A 16,783-nucleotide genomic window follows, 5' to 3' on the forward strand; every position below is an offset into this window, starting at 1 on the left:
TATACCCTATTCTACTAGCGCCAACGGCTAGGTAAGCTGCGGCACGTAGCTAGGATAGTCGGCGTTGCTGTGCTGACGGACCCACTTGGCAACAGTCACATTGCTCACCGATAACAGCCGCCCGATGGCGCGGTGGTTGTAGCCGGCTATGGCCAGATCTATGGCTTTGCGCTTGATTTCAGTCGGATAACCACGCTTGATGTTGGTGGTATAATTGTAGTTGCAGGCCAAGCAGCAGTAGCGTTGCCGGTCTAATACAATGCCGTTTTTGATGTAATTCTCGGAGTCACAACGTGCACATTTCATAGTGGTAGAACATAAAGTATATAAATAAAATAATAAATAATCGTATAATAATTGCAATATACACCTGCCTGGGGGTGCTCAATGACACCTGCACAAGGCACCTCGCAGCCGACGAACAAGCAGCTGGTGCGGAGCGCTCTTCTTTAGAGATCCTGCTTGCGTAAGAGCAGATACGCAGCCGCCCAAAAAAGCCCAATGTAAGCCAGGGCGAAGGGCAGCACGCTCAACGGGGCCTGCATATTCAACTGGGTAATGCCCACCGCCGGACTTGGCGTAAGAGTGAAAAGAATGTTGGAGGGCAAAAGACTGGCGAGGTTGCGGGGCACCCGGTTGCGTACCAGGGGCTCAACTAAAAAAATGTATAAGAAGAACAGCAGCGTGGCCATGCCATTTTTGCGCACCAACACCCCGATAAACAGCGCAAACGACAGAAAACCGACCAGTTGCACGGCCCCGAATACGACAGGCAGCAAGCTAGTAGCCATTGGCACGGGGTTGGCGCCGTAGCGCAGCGCATAAAACAAGCCGATAACTCCTGTGGTCAGCAGGGCAAAAACGACGAGCAGCAGGGCATCGAAAAATTTGATTTGCAGCAACTTGCCATAAGAAGCCCCATCAATGAGCTGCTGGCGAAAAATGCGGTACTGAAAGTCGTCGGTGGTCAAAATCAGAAACAGAATAACGAGCAGCAGGCTAAACAAACTACCCGTAGAGGCCAGCCGGCCCCACAGCACCGGAAAGGCATAGGTAAGTTCTGGCGCCTGACCAACTGGCTGGTTAAGCTTGTAGCCTTCCAGAACATACAGGAAAAACAACACCACGTACAGGAGCAGCACTCCCGCGGCCGTGCGGTATTGCACGAGCTTACGAGCTTCTAAGACAAGCATAGCAAACAGGAATAAAGAATAATAATAGCCTAATAAAATAGACCCTAATGAGCAGCTAGCTTAGCGGTTAGCGGTTGATAAGCGCGAAAAACTGCGTTTCAAGGTTTCGGCGCACGGGCGTGATTTCGGATACCACAATACCTTGGGCAAACAAGGCCATGTTCAGGTCGCCGGGGTGGTAGCCGCTGGTCATGTTCAGGCTGGTATAGCCATTGCCTTCGTCCTGCAGATCGGTCACCCAGGGCAAGCCACCCAGCACCTGCCGCAGCTGCTGGGTGGTAGTTTCGGGCCGGGGCCGAATCAGGGTGCGGCCGGCGGTGCCGAAGAAAGACTCTACCGGGCCGGTAGCGCACACCTGGCCTTTGTTGAGCACCACTAAGTGGGTACACATTTTCTCTATTTCATCCAGCAAGTGACTGGAGATGATAACCGTCTTGCCGCGGGCAGCCAGGTCCAGAATCAGCGTGCGCACTTCCACAATACCCTGGGGGTCGAGGCCATTGGTGGGCTCATCCAGCACCAGCACCTCGGGGTTGCCAAGTAGCGTGGCGGCAATGGCCAGTCGCTGTTTCATACCGAGGGAAAAGGTCTGAAATCGGTCGTGCTGCCGGGCTAGCAGGCCCGTTTCGGCCAGCGCACTGGCAATGCTGCTTTTGGCCACGCGCTTAATGGCCGCCACCCGCTCCAGGTTCTGGTAAGCCGAGAGGTAGGGGTAGAAATTAGGGGCCTCCAGCATGGCCCCGATACGGCGCTTGGTAGCTTCCGAGAGTGGCTCGGAAAACCAGCGAACCGAACCGCTAGTAGCGTGCAGCACGCCCAGGGCCATTCCCATGGTGGTGGTTTTGCCGCTGCCATTGGGCCCGAGCAAGCCAAATACACTGCCCGCTGGCACCTGAAACGATACGGCCTGCACGGCGGTGGCACGACCATACACCTTGGTCAGGGCATCAATCTCCAATACATACATGGCACTACCTTATTACGCACTTCTATAATTATAACTACTGGCTAACTCCGGCGTCAGGCGATAACCGCCCGGCGTTTCGACACTGAGCGGGCTATTGGCAGCGCTATCAGGTAGCCCAATAGTACGAAAAATATGTTGGCCTCCAAATTCTGCGAGAAAAAAGCCGTGGTAGCAAATCGATTGATTTCGAACTCATTTACCACATGGCCATTCGATTCCATCATTTGGCGCATACCATCGGCATAGGCCACCGACAGCGTCTGGTCCACGAAGCCGAAGAACAGGTAATCGGCTCCGTAGGCCAGCCCGACAGTGAGCAGAACCAGCACTGCGTACAGGTACTTTTTGGGGACTTGCGCCAGCACGTAGGTGTCATCCAGGGCAAATACCCGGCTGTAGGCACTGAGGCCCACCGCAATGGTCGTCCCGAACAGAATCAGGCCCGGCAGCAGCGCCAGTAGAGAAGTTTGCAGGTAGGTATAGCTGCCCTGGTCCATCATCAGATAGGCCGCGCCATACATCAGCACTAAAGCTCCCAGAGCACTCAGCAGCGCGTAAGGAAAGAAGGCAGATACAACGATTCTTTTCATAGAATTTAATAGAGCGAGCCGTGGGGGCTCTGGGTAAAGGATAAAAACAGAAGCCGGCAAAAAACCGGCTTGCTGTGTGCAGTTGGCTACTGCTGGGGCACCTCGACGGCTTGCACTTGGGCCTCCAGGCCCGCAGGTTCTGCAGTCGTTACCCGGCCCAGGGCGCCTTTGAGGCGGTTGAGCCATTTGGTGAAATAAGCTCCCACAAGCTGATACTCCCGGTCGGGCACGAACACGAAGTACGTACCAATCATAATCCAGGAGAAGTTGTCGATACGCATGAAGACCCAGATGCCCACGTGCAGCAGCACGCCGCAGAGCAGCACGATGTTGCGAGTCTGACGGAACCACACCAGGAAGGCAAACGACAGTTCCCACAACACGGTGAAGTAAGTGCTCAGCACCACGAAGTAGTGGTTGGAAGTCAGCGGAATGTTCCAGTCCGTCTGGCGGAACTCCTCGACCCGCATGGTGTAGTAAGTGGCCGTACCATTGAGCCACATCGTGCCCTGCATTTTGGCTACTGCGGTGAAGAAGTAGATAAAGCACACCTGAATCATCAGCCCGCGAGTGGCCAGGGAAGTTACTACATCAATCAGGGCCGACATCACCTTATTGTCCTGAAAACGCTCCAGACCGCGCAGCCGCACGTCGTAGATAAAGTGGCGGTAGGAATGGGCCAACACCAGGAAGGGCAGCGTCACCTGAATCACATTGTCGGAGCCGTCGAGGATGAAGTTGTTGCGCATGTTGAGAATCATCAGCGCGGCAAAGAACACGGTACCCACCACGCGCTGGTAAATGCCGAACAGGAACAGGAAGGCCAGCACAAAAATCAGCACCACAAACAGCTGGGAAGCATGGGGCAGGTAGAACGGATATTCCAGATACCGGAAGAAACTGGCGCCCATGGCCTGCTGGTAGATGCTGTAGTTAGCAATAGCATTGGCGCCGAAAAGGCTGTCGGCCATGCCGTAGTAGAAGATCATATTCTTCATCACCAGGAAGGATAAAATCACCCGGTAGATGGACAGGCCAATAGAGCTTGTATCGTTCGATAAGGTTTTCATAATCTATAGTATAGCTTCAAACGCGTGACTTACAGAATTTTATACTCCTTGCTGGTACTATGGGTATAGGTATAGTTCTTCTTGTCGAAGTAATCCAGATCACGCTTTGAGAAGCGGGGGAAATGCGCATTTTGGATGCTATAGCGCACCCGCACCGAGTCGGGGCGGCCGAAGCCGGCCGGCTTGCCCAGGCGGGAGTACACATAGCTGGAATATTGCAGCAGTCCTTTATGCCCGGTGCATTCGCGCACGGCAATAGGATACAGGCGCTCGGCCTTCAGGCTGTCGTTTTTGAGAGTATCGTTTTCGGCCACGTAGTCCTTAAACTTCCGATTGAACTCCATGATGTCGATGACACCGGAGGAAATGTGCTTGAGCACACGCTGCACCGGGGACCAGAAAGCCGTTTTTTTCTCTTGCAGCAGGGGCGTCACGGCGTCCTGCCATTCGGTGGTGTGCACGCGGCCCTGCGCATACACTTTGTACTGGTACATCACCGTCCAGTTGGAGCTGACGGGGTTGGGAGCAAACAGGTTCCAGTTCTGCTGAAAGATGGGAAACATGTGCTCGGCAATTTCCCGCTTAAACTGATGCTTGATAGGGTTGTCGGGGAGAAGGGAGAAGGCAACAATCAGGAAGTGGGCTCCCAGCAGCGTGCTAAATAAGATTCGGATACCAGTTTTCATGGAATAGGGTCGGTATAGAGGATAAACTATCTAAATAAAAGGCAGAGCGTTCTGCTTCAGGCACGGTAGCATCCGGGCGGGAGGCCAGGCCGGCAAGGGGAAGCACAGAAGCCGACAACGACCAGGATACCGATGGAACTGGTACCCACTAAATCAGGCAAGTAAATACGCTGTCCCCCGGTCAGATTCTCTCACCAAAAGGACAGCGTATCTACGCCTTGACATGCGCCGGGTATGACTGCTTGGCAGCTCCCAGCGCCTGCACCGACTACTTATCGAACGACGAGAAGTCGTTGCTCGAGTACGACTGCTCGATCGAGCGGTTCAGGGAATTAACCGGAGGCTTGGAGTTGAAGCCATCCACGATGCCGCGGAAGAAATCCTGCACGTCACCCCAGATTTGATCATCGGCCAGCGACTCGGAAGCCAGTTCCGTCGACAGGGAAGCGCCCATGGCAACCTGGCTGTTAGAGGAGGCGATGAACATGAAAACCGACAGAGCACCGATGGCCAGAGCCTTGGGAAGAGTTGAGAGCTTTTTCATAATAAGGTAGAGTAAAAGGTAGAAGAGATAAGAAAGGTAAACGGGGGCCGCAGAGGCTTACTTGTCGAACGACGAGAAGTCGGACGAGCTGTAGTTATCACCAGTCGACTGCTCGGCTTCGAACAGAACGAGCGTGGTGTTGACGGCAGCGCGCAGAACCTCGCCTACTACGTAGCCGATTTCATAGGCCCAGGCAGCTTCATCCTGCGCGGCGACCGAGCCAGTCAGCGTGTGGCCGGTGCCGACCGAAGCACCTACTGCTTTGTTGCTGGCGGAAGCCATGCCGAACAGACCTGCGCTGAGCAGTACAACGGCAAACATGCGGTTGAGTTTTTGTAATTTTTTCATAATGCATTAAATGGTTAAAGGGTAAATGTGGTTGGTTGACGGATGTAAAACAACAGGGTTAATTCCAAACATAAAAATTTTACTTTATCTATTTTAATTTTATATTATTCTGTTAACTATATGTAGACAACCACCATTATATCAATTGATTATGATACAATATAGATTATTTACCGAGTCAATCTATATGTACTTTACAGATATTGATTAAACAATTCACAATAGAGTTAAAAGGCAGCACAAAGCAGCAGAATCATTACCTATACATAGCTCACAAAATGATATTTATCCGCTTTTTAAGGCATTTCTCGATTGATTTAACCCAAAGCCGGCACAGTAGAAACAGGGCGTAGCGCGGCAGCAAGCAACAACCGGCAGACTCTTGACTTAACCAAAGGCCATAACCCCAGGTAAAACTTCACCTGATCTTCACGAATAACTCATATGAAACTCACTACAATACAGTCATTTACCTAATAAATTCCCGCGCTTTTACCGGTCGTCGTGCAGTGTTTTACCGTACTTTTGCATCCTGATTGCACGCTGCATATGGCTCTTCACCTGCTTACCGGCCTCTGTAGCCGCGCTGTTCCTTTCTCGGCCGCCCTGATGAGCATCTTGGCTACCTTTAGCGGGGCGCAGGCTGCCCCTTTCCAGTATGGTATTGGCTTGGCCCCGACAGCTCCCGACACAACGAGCCGCCCTCCGCGGCGCAGTGAGTACGCTATACCAACGGGAGAAATCTACCACTACGAGCGGCCCAAGCCCTTTCGGTTCCTGCTCAATATTCCCCGGGATGTGGTGGCGTATCCCAAGGTTACTTTCCAGAAGAAAAACCTGCCTATGCTAGGCGGAGTAGTGGCCAGCACCGTGCTGCTCTATGCCTTCGACCAACAGATTCTGGACGGAGCCAAGCAACTTGGGCGGCACATGCACCTTTCGTCGGCCAGCACCCAAACGACCTTATTCAGCGTGCCGGTGCGCTACAGCAGCGACAAGCAACTGGACCTGGAATTCAACTATCCTTCAAATCTGAATAGCGCCATGTACTTTCTGGGCGACGGCTGGACCCACCTGACGATTGCCGGTAGCTTCTGGGGCTACGGCCTGCTCGGGCGCGACAACCGCGCCTCGCAAACGGCCAGTCAGCTCATGGAAGCTATTTATACCAATGGCCTGGTCGTGCAGGTACTCAAGCACATGACCGGGCGGGAAAGCCCCTATACCACTACTTACCCCCGGGGCCGCATTCGACTGTTTCCCAACCAGGTAACCTATAGCAAACACGTTCCTAACTACGACGCCTACCCCTCGGGCCACCTGAGCACGGCCATGGCGACGGTAACGGTCATAGCCGAAAATTACCCCGAATACCGCTTTGTGCGGCCCGTGGGATATTCGCTGATGGGCATGCTGAGCTACGCCATGCTCAACAATGGCGTACACTGGGCCAGCGACTATCCGCTGGCGGTGGCCCTGGGCTATGGCTTCGGTAAAATTGCGGTGATGCACGGCCGCACCCAGGTGCAAAAAGATCAGCAAACCGGCTTGGTCATTCCCCGGCCCTGGTACAAGCAGGTGCGGGTGGCGCCCACTGGTAGCGTAGGCAACTACGGCCTGCGTATGCAGTACCGCTGGTAAATAGCGTAGGCCGCAACACGCAAAAAGCGGCCGGCCCCTCAGAGGTACCGGCCGCGTTTGGGGGGTTATGGTAAGGCCGCCTACGTGTTGAGTACCTCTCCGCCATTGGGGTGAATTGCCTGCCCGGTGATGTAGGAAGCATCTTCGCTGGCCAGAAACACGTAGCAGGGCCCCACTTCAGAAGGTTGGCCGGGGCGCTTCATGGTTGTGTCTTGGCCAAACGAAGCCACTTTTTCGGGTGGGAAGCTGGCCGGAATCAGGGGCGTCCAGATGGGCCCCGGAGCTACGGAATTCACCCGGATCTTCTTTTCGGCCAGTTGCTGGGCAATGGAGCGGGTGTAGGCCGTAATGGCGCCTTTGGTAGAAGTATAGTCGACCAGCTGCTGGTTGCCGCGGTAAGCGTTAATCGACGAGGTGTTGATAATAGAGTCGCCTTCCTTCAGGTGCGGCAAGGCCGCGCGGGTCACGCGCACAAACGAGAAGAAGTTGACCTGGAACGTATCCAGCCATTGCTGGTCGGGAATTTCGGTCACGTCTTGGCTCACGAACTGCTCGGCCGCATTGTTGACCAGTACATTCAGGCCGCCCAGTTCCTGCACGGTACGCTCCACGATCTGCTGGCAGAAGTCGGGCTCCCGCAGGTCGCCGGGCAGCGTGAGGCAGCGCCGCCCCTCCTGCTCAATCAGCTGGCGGGTGTCGTAAGCATCCTGCTCTTCGTCGGGCAGGTAGGTAATGGCCACATCGGCACCCTCGCGGGCAAAATGCACGGCCACCGAACGGCCAATACCGGAGTCGCCGCCCGTGATGAGAGCTACCTTGCCCTCCAGCTTGCCGCTGCCTTTGTAGGTGGCCCGGATATATTCTGGCTGCGGGGTCATCTCGGTTTCGAGCCCCGGCTGCTGATCTTGTTTTTGGGGAGGCAGAGAGGTTGGTTTAGTTTCCATAGTAAGGTGTGATAAGGAGTGCGTAAGCTGTAGAAAACGCAGTACCCGTCAGCAGGTTATAGCCCAGGTGATACTTTACGAGGGCTTCTACCAGCTCACTGCCGAGCTAATACCTCCCTTTTTTAGCTTACACAATACCTACTTGTAGGTATTGTAGCCCGATTCGGGCTCCTATAACTTTGCCTGGAAATAAAGCCGGCAGCTACTCCAACTTTCCTGCAACTACCTCGGGCTGGCCCAACCTGCCTAGGGCTTCTGTACGCTGTACAGCGCCAATCTTCCACACACAACCATTTTACATTCAATAGATTACCCCATACCCCGGCCTGCCACCTACTTTCTACGGGCGCAACTACCCCCTGTGCCCGCCTCCTGACCGGAAGTTTCATTTTTTCGGTCTTCCCACGCTCTAACATCTGAACCTAACGCAACATAACTACATGATTAATTTCCGTTTGTGCGGGCTGCTGCTCACGCTGCTTCCCGGGAGCCTCTCGGCTCAGCAGCTGTTCAACAGTACCCGTAGTAACTACTCGGGCCTGGCCGGGGCGACCTGGAACCCGGCCAATATCGTCGATAACCGCTATTTCTTCCAGCTGCAACTGGTAAGCTTCGACGCCCACGCCACCAACACGGCGTACCGCTACACCGGCCCCTGGAGCCCGCAGAACAGCAGCGCTCAGCTGGATTTAACCAAAGAGTTTCTGACCCGCCGGGAGAGCGACAAACCCAAACTCTTTAGTGCCGGCCTGAACGTGCGCGGCCCCGGGCTGATGGTACGCATCAGCCCCACCCAGAGCGTAGCCTTCAGTACGCGGGTACGCACCGCCGTTCAGGGCAATGCCGTGTCGGAATCCTTTATTCAAAACGCGGTGGACAAGTTCAAGTCCAAGGGCCGCTCGGCAGATAACTCGTTCAACATGAACCTGAACGCCTTCTCCGAGTACGACCTTACCTACGGCCGCGTCATTATCGACAAAAGCCTGCACTTCCTGAAAGCGGGCGTGACGGCCAAGCGCTACATCGGCTTTGGCTCGGGCTATCTGCGCAGCGACAACGCGGATTATCAGATTATCGACAAGACCGCTGCTACCGGCGACACGATTGTGCGCATCAATAACCTGAACGCGGCCTTTGGCTACTCCAACCCCGATGCGTTCGACAACGTGGATGCCGACCAGGTGCTGAAGTGGCTCACGGGCGGCGGGCCCGGCGGCGGCTGGGGCGCCGACCTGGGCGTGGTGTACGAATACCGCCCCAACATGGGCCAGTACCGCTACATCGACAAGAAGGGCGTGGACCGGCTCGACTACTCGCGCAACAAGTACCTCTACCGCGTGGCCGTGTCGGTTACCGACATCGGTTACATCCGCTACAAGGAAAATGCGACGGCCTTCAACAACATCAAAACCACGAAAAGCGGGGTGAGCGAGGCCGACCTGGAAGGCATTGACATTGACAACTACGAGGCCCGGCTGAACAAGATCCTGCGCACCGACAAGCAGGTGCGGGAAAATGAGTTTGTGGCCGGCGTGCCCACGGCCCTGAATGTGGACGTGGACTACCACGTCTACAAGTGGATTTATGCCAATGCCTCGGTAAGCCAGAACCTGCGCGGCAATTACGCCGTGGGCATGCGCAACTTCTCGTACGCCTCCGTGACGCCCCGCATCGAGAGCAAGTGGCTGGAAGTAGCCACGCCCCTGTCGATGATCAACGGCTACCAGACCTTTGCCTACGGCCTGATGCTGCGCCTGGGCCCGCTGGTGGTGGGCTCCAACGACCTGGGCGCCTACTTCGACTCGAGCAGCCCCTACGGCTTCAATGGCTACGCCGAATTGTCGTTTGCGCTGGCCAACGGGGGGTACAAGAAAAAGCGTGGTACCCAACGCCTCAAGGACAGCTCTAGCAAGAAAGAGGACGCGGCCCCAAAGAAGTAACCAAGCAGAAGTAAAAAGTAAAGGCCGCCCGGTGGGCGGCCTTTACTTTTTGTGGGTTTTCAGGTAGAGTTTGGCTTCCCGGTACTGGGCCGATTTTTTCTCGGCCTTTTCTACCACCGTGCTGTAGTAGCGACGGGCGGCTTTGGGGTCTTTCTCGTCTTCGGCCATGCGGCCCAGGTTCAGATTGGCCGAGATATAGAAGCCGCTGTTCGTGTCGCCGGTCAATTCCGAAAACACCACGCAGCGCTGAAAGTAGTCTTTGGCCTTGGTTGCGTCCTTGTAGCTGTTTTGCACAATGGAGCCCAGAAAATAGGTGGCGTAGCGCCCACTGATGCCCTCGTAGCCGGCGTAGCCCCGATTAATCTTATCCAGTATTTCGCGGCTCACCCGCTCGCACTCCACCATGTCGCCCTGGTGGTAGCAGAGCAGGGCGTAGAAGCGCTGAAAGTAGGCGTTGTCGGGGTAGTTGTTGGCCAGGTAGCGGGCCGTGGGCAAGGCTCCGTCGAGGTTATTCTCCTCGGTGTAGAGAATGCGCATCAGGTACGACTTGGCTTCCAGGCCGGTGTAAAAGCCGTTGCTGGCCACATTGCGCAGCTGCTGCAAGCCCAGGGTGCGGTTGCCCTTGGGAAAGAGCAGCAGCACGGGTTTCAGCAGCGGGTAGTTGTCGGCTATCCAGACGGCGTAGTAGTTGAACAGGGCCTGGCCGAACAGAAACTCCGGACTCAGGCCGTTGGCTTCCTTGCTTTCCTGCAGGTAGCGCAGGGCCTTGCGGCTGCTGAGCGTGGCCTGGGTCCAGTTCTTGCGCTCGGCGTTCAGCTGGGCATCGAAGCCGTAGGCGGCCGACAGGAAAAAGCAGGCCTCGTAGTTCTTGTTGTCTTGGTCGTAGAGCACCTCGGCCTTGCGCACGGTCGTGTCCATGTAGGCAAAGAGCGGCTTGTCGTACTGCTTGGTTTGCAGGTTGGTGGGCACAATCTTCCACCACTGGCTCAGGCCCATGAGCAGATAGGGCAAGGGGTGCTCGGGGTAGCGGCGGCGCAGGGAGCGGAATTGCTTTTCGGCCTTGTCGTACTTGAAGTTATAGAGGTTGTGCATGGCCCCCTCCAGCTCCAGTTGAATATCCTTGTCGAGCATCAGCCAGCCTTTCCCGTCGCGGGCCCCGGGGGCAATGTCCACGTTTTCCAGTTCCACTTTGCGGATCGGACGGGGCGTTTTGGTGGTATCGACGCGCTGGCCCCAGGCCCACACGGGCGCGCACGCTACCAGAACTACCAAGAAGAACTTCCGCATACGTGTCGTACTATAGGTTGCCCGGCTGCCCGCCCAGGCAAGTATTCAGTGGCTGCAAATAGCCAGAAGCTGGCCCGACAGACAGCCAAGGTGAGCAAGGGAAATCAGCTGGTCACAACTGGATAAAGAACAAAGGGCGCCGAAACCCAAATAACGGCTTTATTCCTAACTGATGCCACCAGCGGTAGCCTAACGTCCTGGCCGGGGCCAAGAGTTCTGGGGCTCTTACGGCTGAGCTGCTACCAGGGGTTGTGTTCGAGCCAAAATAACAGCAAGGCCGGCGCCGGGCTTGGAAGTAGCCGCCAGGGGAAGGCCGGGCGCGGTAAGGGGTATAATCAGAATAGCAAGCTGCCACAAAGTCGCTCGGTGCAAGACTTCGCCCGGTCTTCTTACCGGGGCGTTGGCGCCAGGCTGTTGAGGTAGGTTTCGAGCATGGTGTAGCCGCCGGGCCCGATTTTGCTGCGGTCGGCGGCATTCTGCGGGTTCAGCTTCTGCTTGGTTTCCCAGGCGTCGGGCATGCCGTCGTGGTCGGCGTCGGGCAGAGCCCGACCGGGTTGCAGCACGGGCCAAGCCTGCTGCGAAACACTGTAGGGCGTACCGTGGGCATAGCCCCCGGGCACGTCGATGATGCGGCCGGCACCGCGGCGCACGTCGCGGATGATGCGCTGGTCGAGCGTGTCGCGCCCGGGGCGGATGGCGCCGGCGCCCTGCAACACGGCTTCGTAGGCGGCTTCGGCGGTTTGGGTGGCCACCGGCCCCAGGGCAAAGGGTGTGTTTACTTGGGCCTGGACCGTATCGGCCCGGGTGCCGCCGTTCATGGCCACGCCGCGCCAGTTGCGGCGCGTCACGGCGGGGCTACCCTCCACCACGTTGCCGGCCACGTAGTATTTGCCGTAGGGCAACCCGCGTTCCTCCAGCTTGTAGGGGTTCAGCACCCGGGCCCGGACGCTGGCCTTGGTGGAGGGGCCAGGCTTGTAGTAGTTGCCGACAATATTGTAGTTGCCCCCTTCGCCGCCGTACACGTTGTTTTCGCCCCAGTTGTAGAGGACGTTGTTGCGGAAGTCCACGTTTTCGTAGCCGGGGGCGTGGGTGTAGCGGCTGCCATTGAACCGCGGGGTGCGGGAAGTGCAGTGGGCAAACAGATTGTGGTGCATGCTGGCGTGCTGCCCGCCCCAGATGCCGCCGTAGCCGTGGTGCTCGAAGTCCTTGTCGCCTTTTTCGAAGTGGTAGGAATAGTTGAGCGGCTCGCTAATCAGGTTCCACTGCAGGGTGGTGCTGTCGTTTTCGTAAAAGGAAAACGCCTCGTCGGTGCTCCAGCTCATCGAGCAATGGTCAATCAGCAGGTGCTTTTGACGCATGCCACTGAAGGCATCGTCGCCCCCGGCCCCGTCCACGAAGCCCTGGTTCTGGTTTTTGTCGCCCATGCGGAAGCGCACGAAACGCACAATGACGTTGCTGGCTTTCACGCTCACGGGGTAGTCGGCCAGGCAGATACCGTCGCCGGGCGCGGTTTGGCCGGCCAGGGTCGTGTTGGCCTTTTCCAGCACCAGGGGCGCGGTCAGGTGAATAGTGCCCGACACCCGAAACACGACGGTGCGGGCCGCCGCGGGCTGCGTCAGGGCGTAGCGCAGGCTGCCCGGCTGGGTATCGTCCTTCAGGTTGGTTACCTCAAACACCGTAGTGGGCGCCTGGGCCGTGCCTCGTCCGCCGGAGGTAAAGCGCCCGGCGCCCTCGGCCCCGGGAAAGGCCAGCTGCTGGGCCAGAACCGGTAACGGCCCTAGCAGCAACGCCGAAGCCAGGGCCGCCGCGGTACGGGAGAGCAGGAAGCAGGAAAAGCCGCGGGAGGGTAAGGGCATCGACATGAAACAGGTGGTTAGGAAGGCGCGGAGCAGAAGGCCATAGCAGCAGTACCCCTTGCTTGGGCGGCACGCTGGGCGCTACGGCAACCTGATATTACCGAATTGCCGGAGCAGCCCGAAGCCGGAGCGGGTATTTCTTTATGCAAACGATGTCGGCAACGTTGCCAGCCCCCGGCGCCCCGGCGACTCTCACATAATCGGGTGATAAAGTGCAACCGGCCGGCCCTGCATTCATCTTTTGGGATATCCATCTTACCCGACCAACTCCGCTCCTGCCATTTGCCGTATGACACTCCGCCTGCTTTGCGTACTCCTGCTGCTGATTACGGCCCTGCTGCCCCGGCCCGGGGTGGCCCAGGAATTGCCCCGCCGCGTGTTTGTCGGCATCGATTTGCAGGGCATCAACGACAGTATCCAGCGGCGCTACCACTTGCCCGACCAGAACGGCATTCTGGTGCGGGGCGTGCGGCCCCGGTCGTCGGCGCAGGCGGCCGGGCTGCTGCCCAACGACATCATTCTGCAGCTGGGCAACGCGCAAGTGGGCAGCAACGTCGGGGAGTTTATCGGCCAGCTCAAGCGGTACCAAGTCGGCGACAAAGTACCGTTCCAGCTGCTGCGCAACGGCCGGAAAATCCGCAAGCGGGTAGCTTTTACCGCCTACCCCAAAGACAACAGCCCCTTTTACGACGTGCAATACGGGTCCGTGACCTACGGCCCCAACCAACTGCGCACCATCATTACCCGGCCCAAAAGCAGCTCCCGGGCCAAGGTTCCTTTGGTGCTGTTTATCCAGGGCGTGGGCTGCTTCTCGGTAGACAATCCGCTGAGCCGCGCCGACGCTACCAACCGCATCCTTGACTCGTTGTCGCGCCACGGCTATGCCACCATGCGTATCGACAAAACCGGCATGGGCGACAGCCAAGGCACGCCCTGCCTGGAATCGGACCTGCGCACGGAGGCCGGTGGCTACAAAGCCGGGTTGGCGGCCATCCGGCGGCTGCCTTTTGTGGATCAGCAAAACGTGTTTATTACCGGCTTCAGCATTGGCGGGGTAATGGCGCCCCTGGTGGCCCAGGGCGAAAACCTGAGAGGCGTGGTGGTATACGGCACCGTGAGCCGCACCTTTATCGAGTACCTACTCGAAAACAAGCGCAACCAATGCCAGCTCCAGGGCCTGCCCTACGACTCCATCAACTCCCTGATGCGTACGTACTCGGCCGCTCTGCACCTGTTGCTGCAGGAAAAGCAGACGCCCGCCCAGGTGCTGGCGCGCTACCCGGCGGCCCGCCGCCTGCTCACCTTTCCGCAGCACTACACCTATATGCAGCAGTGGCAGGACCTGAATTTGCCTGCCCTCTGGCAGCGGCTCGACACCCCCGTGCTGGCCCTCCGCGGCGCCGCCGACTACATTTCCTACTCCGTCGACCATCAGCTCATTGCCGACGCGGTAAACCGGGCCCACCCGGGCCGGGCTTCGTTTGTGCTGCTGCCCGACGTCGACCACCACTTCAACCGGGCCCGCGACCTGGCCGAAGCCCTGCGCATGGATGAGCGGCCCAACCCGGAGAAAAACTTCGAGTTTATGCGTGTTATCCTGAACTGGCTCGACGAAAAGCAAAAGGCCTGAGCCAGCCGAATTACTGCTGGTAGCCGGCCAGCTGCCGCATGCGGGCCGGGTCGTAGGCACGGCCATCTTTGACTACCAGCTTCACGCGGCGCAGGTTCTGAATTTGCTCCAGCGGGTTGCCTTCCACCAGCACGAGGTCGGCCTGCTTGCCCACGTCGATAGAGCCGCTCTGCTGGTCGCGCTTCATAACCCGGGCCGGCGTGATGGTGGCCGTTTGCAGGGCCTGCAGCGGCGTGAGGCCGGCCTGCACGTAGAGCTCCAGCTCCCGGTCGAGGCTGGTGCCGGGGAAGCCCATGTCGGTGCCGGCCACGAGGGTAACGCCCTGGTCGTAGAGCACTTTCACCAGCTGGTACAGGCTCAGCAGCATGGGTTTGTACTCGGCCACCACCTTGGGTTCGGCCCCCATGGTCTGGAACAGAACCTGCAGGGGCTGGGGCAACCTGGCGAAGGCGGGCTCCAGCTTGGTAATATCCTCGTTGGTAGGCCGGAGCGAGAGTTCGTACACGCCCAGCGTCGGGTCGAGTACGGTGTTGTGGGCCTTCAAAAACCGGTAAGCCCGCAGGCTGGTCGTATCCTGGAAGTCGATGGAACGGTCGGCATTCCGCTTAAGCACGGAAGCCACGTAGGGCAAGTGGTTTACCTGGTCCATGCCCGCCGCTACGCCCTGGTAGAGGTTCATGCCGTCGGGAATATGGCCCGTAACGGACAGCCCCAGCCGGTGGGCTTCGGCGCAGATGGCCTTCACGATTTCGGGCTTCAGGGAGCTGTAGAGCTTGATTTGCGCGAAGCCATTATCCTTGTAGCGCTGCACTACCTGGGCTGCTTCGGCCGGGGTATTGGCCCGGATAATTCCCAGGGGCCGCTTGCCGTCGCCATCAATGATACCGGCCTTGAGAATGCGAGGCCCCACGCCTTTGTTGCTGTCGATGGCCTGCTGAATGGCGTTGATGTAGCTAAACTCGTTGCCACAGTCGCGCACGGTCGTCACGCCGGCGGCCAGGTAGGCGGGGCCCCACTCGGCCTGCTGAAAGTGGGCGTGCATGTCCCAGAGGCCCGGCACCAGGGTTTGCCCGGCCGCCTGAATGACCTCGGCCTTGCGGGGCACTTTCACCTTACCCACCGGCCCCACAGTGGTAATCTTGCCGTTTTCGATGAGCACCACCTGGTTGGGCAGCAGCTTGCCATTGACCACATCGAGCACCGCGCCACCCGTTATAGCCAGCACCGTTTTGGCCTTGGGCTGGGCGGCCTGAGCCCCGGCCTCGGCCGTAAACAGGCGCATGCCGTGGGTGGCGGCCCGGGCAATGAGCGTGGGTAGCAGGCTTGCGTAGGGCTGCCACACCATTTCGAGCTTGTCGCCCTCGGCGTCGTTGGTAATGATGCCGAACAGCCGGCCCTGCTGGTCGGTCCAGAGCAGCTCATTGCCCCACACCAGCCCCTTGATAACGTAGCGCTCCAGCACCAGGGGCTTGTTCTGAAACGTGAGCGTATCCTGCCCGTCGCGGCTGATTTGCACCGCCCCCGCGGGCAGCGTGGCAATGGAAGCCGGCTGCCCGTGCTGCTGCCAGTAGCGCAAAAGCAGCATTTGGCCCGTGCCCGGCGAGTAGCCCGCCACCGGGAAACTCAGCGGCGCGACGGGCTGGGTGGTTACTTTATCGTCGACGCGCACGTAGGCCTGCCCGTTGCGAATCTCGATAGAGTCGCCGATGCTGGACATGCGGGAGGTTTTGCCCTTCACCACCAGCGTCAGCGGCTCGCCGGTCGGCGTCACGGCCAGGCGGGCGCGTAGGGGCACAGGGGAACCCCGGTCCACAAACTTGAAGTCCACGTGGTAAGTCAGAGCCTGGGCCGTGCGCGTGAGGCGGTAGGTTTCCTTGCCGATGGGCTGCTCAAACTTGTGCAATACAAACGTGCCGCTGTCGGCCGGCGCGGGCAGGGTTGGAGACTGGGCCAGGGCTGGCGTACCGCCCAGCAGAGCCAGCCATAAAGAATAGCTTTTCATTGAAATACGCGTCGGGAATAGTTTTTACTACTGTATGCGGGGTTGGCAATATTAAGCAGATTTCATAAATTACGAAATAATTCGT

Annotated in this window: 15 protein-coding genes; 3 read left to right on the forward strand and 12 right to left on the reverse strand. The window is 58.0% G+C overall.

What is annotated here, in order from left to right:
* Positions 1–27 precede the first annotated feature (27 nt).
* From E5K02_RS13610 to E5K02_RS13645, 8 genes are all read right to left on the reverse strand, one after another.
* Entirely contained in the window at positions 28–306 is a 279-nt protein-coding gene (locus E5K02_RS13610) for an IS1 family transposase (RefSeq protein ID WP_135395366.1), read from the reverse strand.
* Between the two features lie 143 nt (positions 307–449).
* Entirely contained in the window at positions 450–1,193 is a 744-nt protein-coding gene (locus E5K02_RS13615) for a hypothetical protein (protein WP_135395368.1), read from the reverse strand.
* Between the two features lie 67 nt (positions 1,194–1,260).
* Positions 1,261–2,160, reverse strand: coding sequence for an ABC transporter ATP-binding protein (locus tag E5K02_RS13620; RefSeq protein WP_135395370.1), 900 nt, complete (start codon positions 2,158–2,160; stop codon positions 1,261–1,263).
* A 53-nt stretch (positions 2,161–2,213) separates the two neighbouring features.
* Positions 2,214–2,750, reverse strand: a complete 537-nt coding sequence (locus E5K02_RS13625; protein ID WP_135395371.1) for a hypothetical protein — start codon at positions 2,748–2,750, stop codon at positions 2,214–2,216.
* 86 nt (positions 2,751–2,836) lie between these two features.
* Complete coding sequence (locus E5K02_RS13630) at positions 2,837–3,820, reverse strand: HTTM domain-containing protein (protein WP_135395373.1); 984 nt, start codon at positions 3,818–3,820, stop codon at positions 2,837–2,839.
* Between the two features lie 29 nt (positions 3,821–3,849).
* Positions 3,850–4,506: a DUF5819 family protein gene (locus E5K02_RS13635; RefSeq protein WP_135395375.1), complete on the reverse strand. Its 657-nt coding sequence runs from the start codon at positions 4,504–4,506 to the stop codon at positions 3,850–3,852.
* Between the two features lie 268 nt (positions 4,507–4,774).
* The gene (locus E5K02_RS13640; RefSeq protein ID WP_135395377.1) at positions 4,775–5,050 is read right to left on the reverse strand and encodes a hypothetical protein; all 276 of its coding nucleotides are present in this window, start codon (positions 5,048–5,050) and stop codon (positions 4,775–4,777) included.
* Positions 5,051–5,107: 57 nt separating this feature from the next.
* A complete protein-coding gene (locus E5K02_RS13645) occupies positions 5,108–5,398 on the reverse strand; it encodes a hypothetical protein (RefSeq protein WP_135395378.1) in 291 nt (96 codons plus the stop codon).
* A gap of 549 nt (positions 5,399–5,947) precedes the next feature.
* Between E5K02_RS13645 and E5K02_RS13650 the strand changes: the two genes are divergently transcribed.
* On the forward strand, positions 5,948–7,039 hold the full coding sequence (locus tag E5K02_RS13650; RefSeq protein WP_135395380.1) for a phosphatase PAP2 family protein: 1,092 nt from the start codon (positions 5,948–5,950) through the stop codon (positions 7,037–7,039).
* 80 nt (positions 7,040–7,119) lie between these two features.
* On the opposite strand, the gene E5K02_RS13655 is transcribed toward E5K02_RS13650, so the two are convergent.
* Complete coding sequence (locus E5K02_RS13655) at positions 7,120–7,983, reverse strand: SDR family oxidoreductase (protein WP_135395382.1); 864 nt, start codon at positions 7,981–7,983, stop codon at positions 7,120–7,122.
* Positions 7,984–8,423: 440 nt separating this feature from the next.
* On the opposite strand from E5K02_RS13655, the gene E5K02_RS13660 reads away from it, so the two are divergent.
* Complete coding sequence (locus E5K02_RS13660) at positions 8,424–9,923, forward strand: DUF5723 family protein (protein ID WP_135395384.1); 1,500 nt, start codon at positions 8,424–8,426, stop codon at positions 9,921–9,923.
* Between the two features lie 42 nt (positions 9,924–9,965).
* Here the strand turns inward: E5K02_RS13660 and E5K02_RS13665 are convergent, their stop codons facing one another.
* Positions 9,966–11,210, reverse strand: a complete 1,245-nt coding sequence (locus E5K02_RS13665) for a tetratricopeptide repeat protein (protein WP_135395386.1) — start codon at positions 11,208–11,210, stop codon at positions 9,966–9,968.
* A 389-nt stretch (positions 11,211–11,599) separates the two neighbouring features.
* The gene (locus E5K02_RS13670; RefSeq protein ID WP_240737277.1) at positions 11,600–13,072 is read right to left on the reverse strand and encodes a pectate lyase family protein; all 1,473 of its coding nucleotides are present in this window, start codon (positions 13,070–13,072) and stop codon (positions 11,600–11,602) included.
* 283 nt (positions 13,073–13,355) lie between these two features.
* Here E5K02_RS13670 and E5K02_RS13675 point away from each other — a divergent pair, with 283 nt between their 5' ends.
* Entirely contained in the window at positions 13,356–14,696 is a 1,341-nt protein-coding gene (locus E5K02_RS13675) for an alpha/beta fold hydrolase (protein ID WP_135395388.1), read from the forward strand.
* A gap of 10 nt (positions 14,697–14,706) precedes the next feature.
* On the opposite strand, the gene E5K02_RS13680 is transcribed toward E5K02_RS13675, so the two are convergent.
* Positions 14,707–16,698 (reverse strand): amidohydrolase family protein, encoded by a 1,992-nt coding sequence (locus E5K02_RS13680; RefSeq protein ID WP_135395390.1) that lies wholly within the window; start codon positions 16,696–16,698, stop codon positions 14,707–14,709.
* Positions 16,699–16,783: the final 85 nt, after the last annotated feature.

Source organism: Hymenobacter metallicola, assembly GCF_004745645.1.
GTDB classification, from domain to species: Bacteria; Bacteroidota; Bacteroidia; order Cytophagales; family Hymenobacteraceae; genus Hymenobacter; species Hymenobacter metallicola.

Coding starts and splice junctions, on each gene's coding strand:
- E5K02_RS13660 (WP_135395384.1), top strand. CDS start 8,424: ATGATTAATTTCCGTTTGTGCGGGCTGCTGCTCACGCTGCTTCCCGGG.
- E5K02_RS13630 (WP_135395373.1), bottom strand. CDS start 3,820: ATGAAAACCTTATCGAACGATACAAGCTCTATTGGCCTGTCCATCTAC.
- E5K02_RS13680 (WP_135395390.1), bottom strand. CDS start 16,698: ATGAAAAGCTATTCTTTATGGCTGGCTCTGCTGGGCGGTACGCCAGCC.
- E5K02_RS13655 (WP_135395382.1), bottom strand. CDS start 7,983: ATGGAAACTAAACCAACCTCTCTGCCTCCCCAAAAACAAGATCAGCAG.
- E5K02_RS13625 (WP_135395371.1), bottom strand. CDS start 2,750: ATGAAAAGAATCGTTGTATCTGCCTTCTTTCCTTACGCGCTGCTGAGT.
- E5K02_RS13650 (WP_135395380.1), top strand. CDS start 5,948: ATGGCTCTTCACCTGCTTACCGGCCTCTGTAGCCGCGCTGTTCCTTTC.
- E5K02_RS13640 (WP_135395377.1), bottom strand. CDS start 5,050: ATGAAAAAGCTCTCAACTCTTCCCAAGGCTCTGGCCATCGGTGCTCTG.
- E5K02_RS13670 (WP_240737277.1), bottom strand. CDS start 13,072: ATGTCGATGCCCTTACCCTCCCGCGGCTTTTCCTGCTTCCTGCTCTCC.
- E5K02_RS13615 (WP_135395368.1), bottom strand. CDS start 1,193: ATGCTTGTCTTAGAAGCTCGTAAGCTCGTGCAATACCGCACGGCCGCG.
- E5K02_RS13610 (WP_135395366.1), bottom strand. CDS start 306: ATGAAATGTGCACGTTGTGACTCCGAGAATTACATCAAAAACGGCATT.
- E5K02_RS13665 (WP_135395386.1), bottom strand. CDS start 11,210: ATGCGGAAGTTCTTCTTGGTAGTTCTGGTAGCGTGCGCGCCCGTGTGG.
- E5K02_RS13675 (WP_135395388.1), top strand. CDS start 13,356: ATGACACTCCGCCTGCTTTGCGTACTCCTGCTGCTGATTACGGCCCTG.
- E5K02_RS13635 (WP_135395375.1), bottom strand. CDS start 4,506: ATGAAAACTGGTATCCGAATCTTATTTAGCACGCTGCTGGGAGCCCAC.
- E5K02_RS13620 (WP_135395370.1), bottom strand. CDS start 2,160: ATGTATGTATTGGAGATTGATGCCCTGACCAAGGTGTATGGTCGTGCC.
- E5K02_RS13645 (WP_135395378.1), bottom strand. CDS start 5,398: ATGAAAAAATTACAAAAACTCAACCGCATGTTTGCCGTTGTACTGCTC.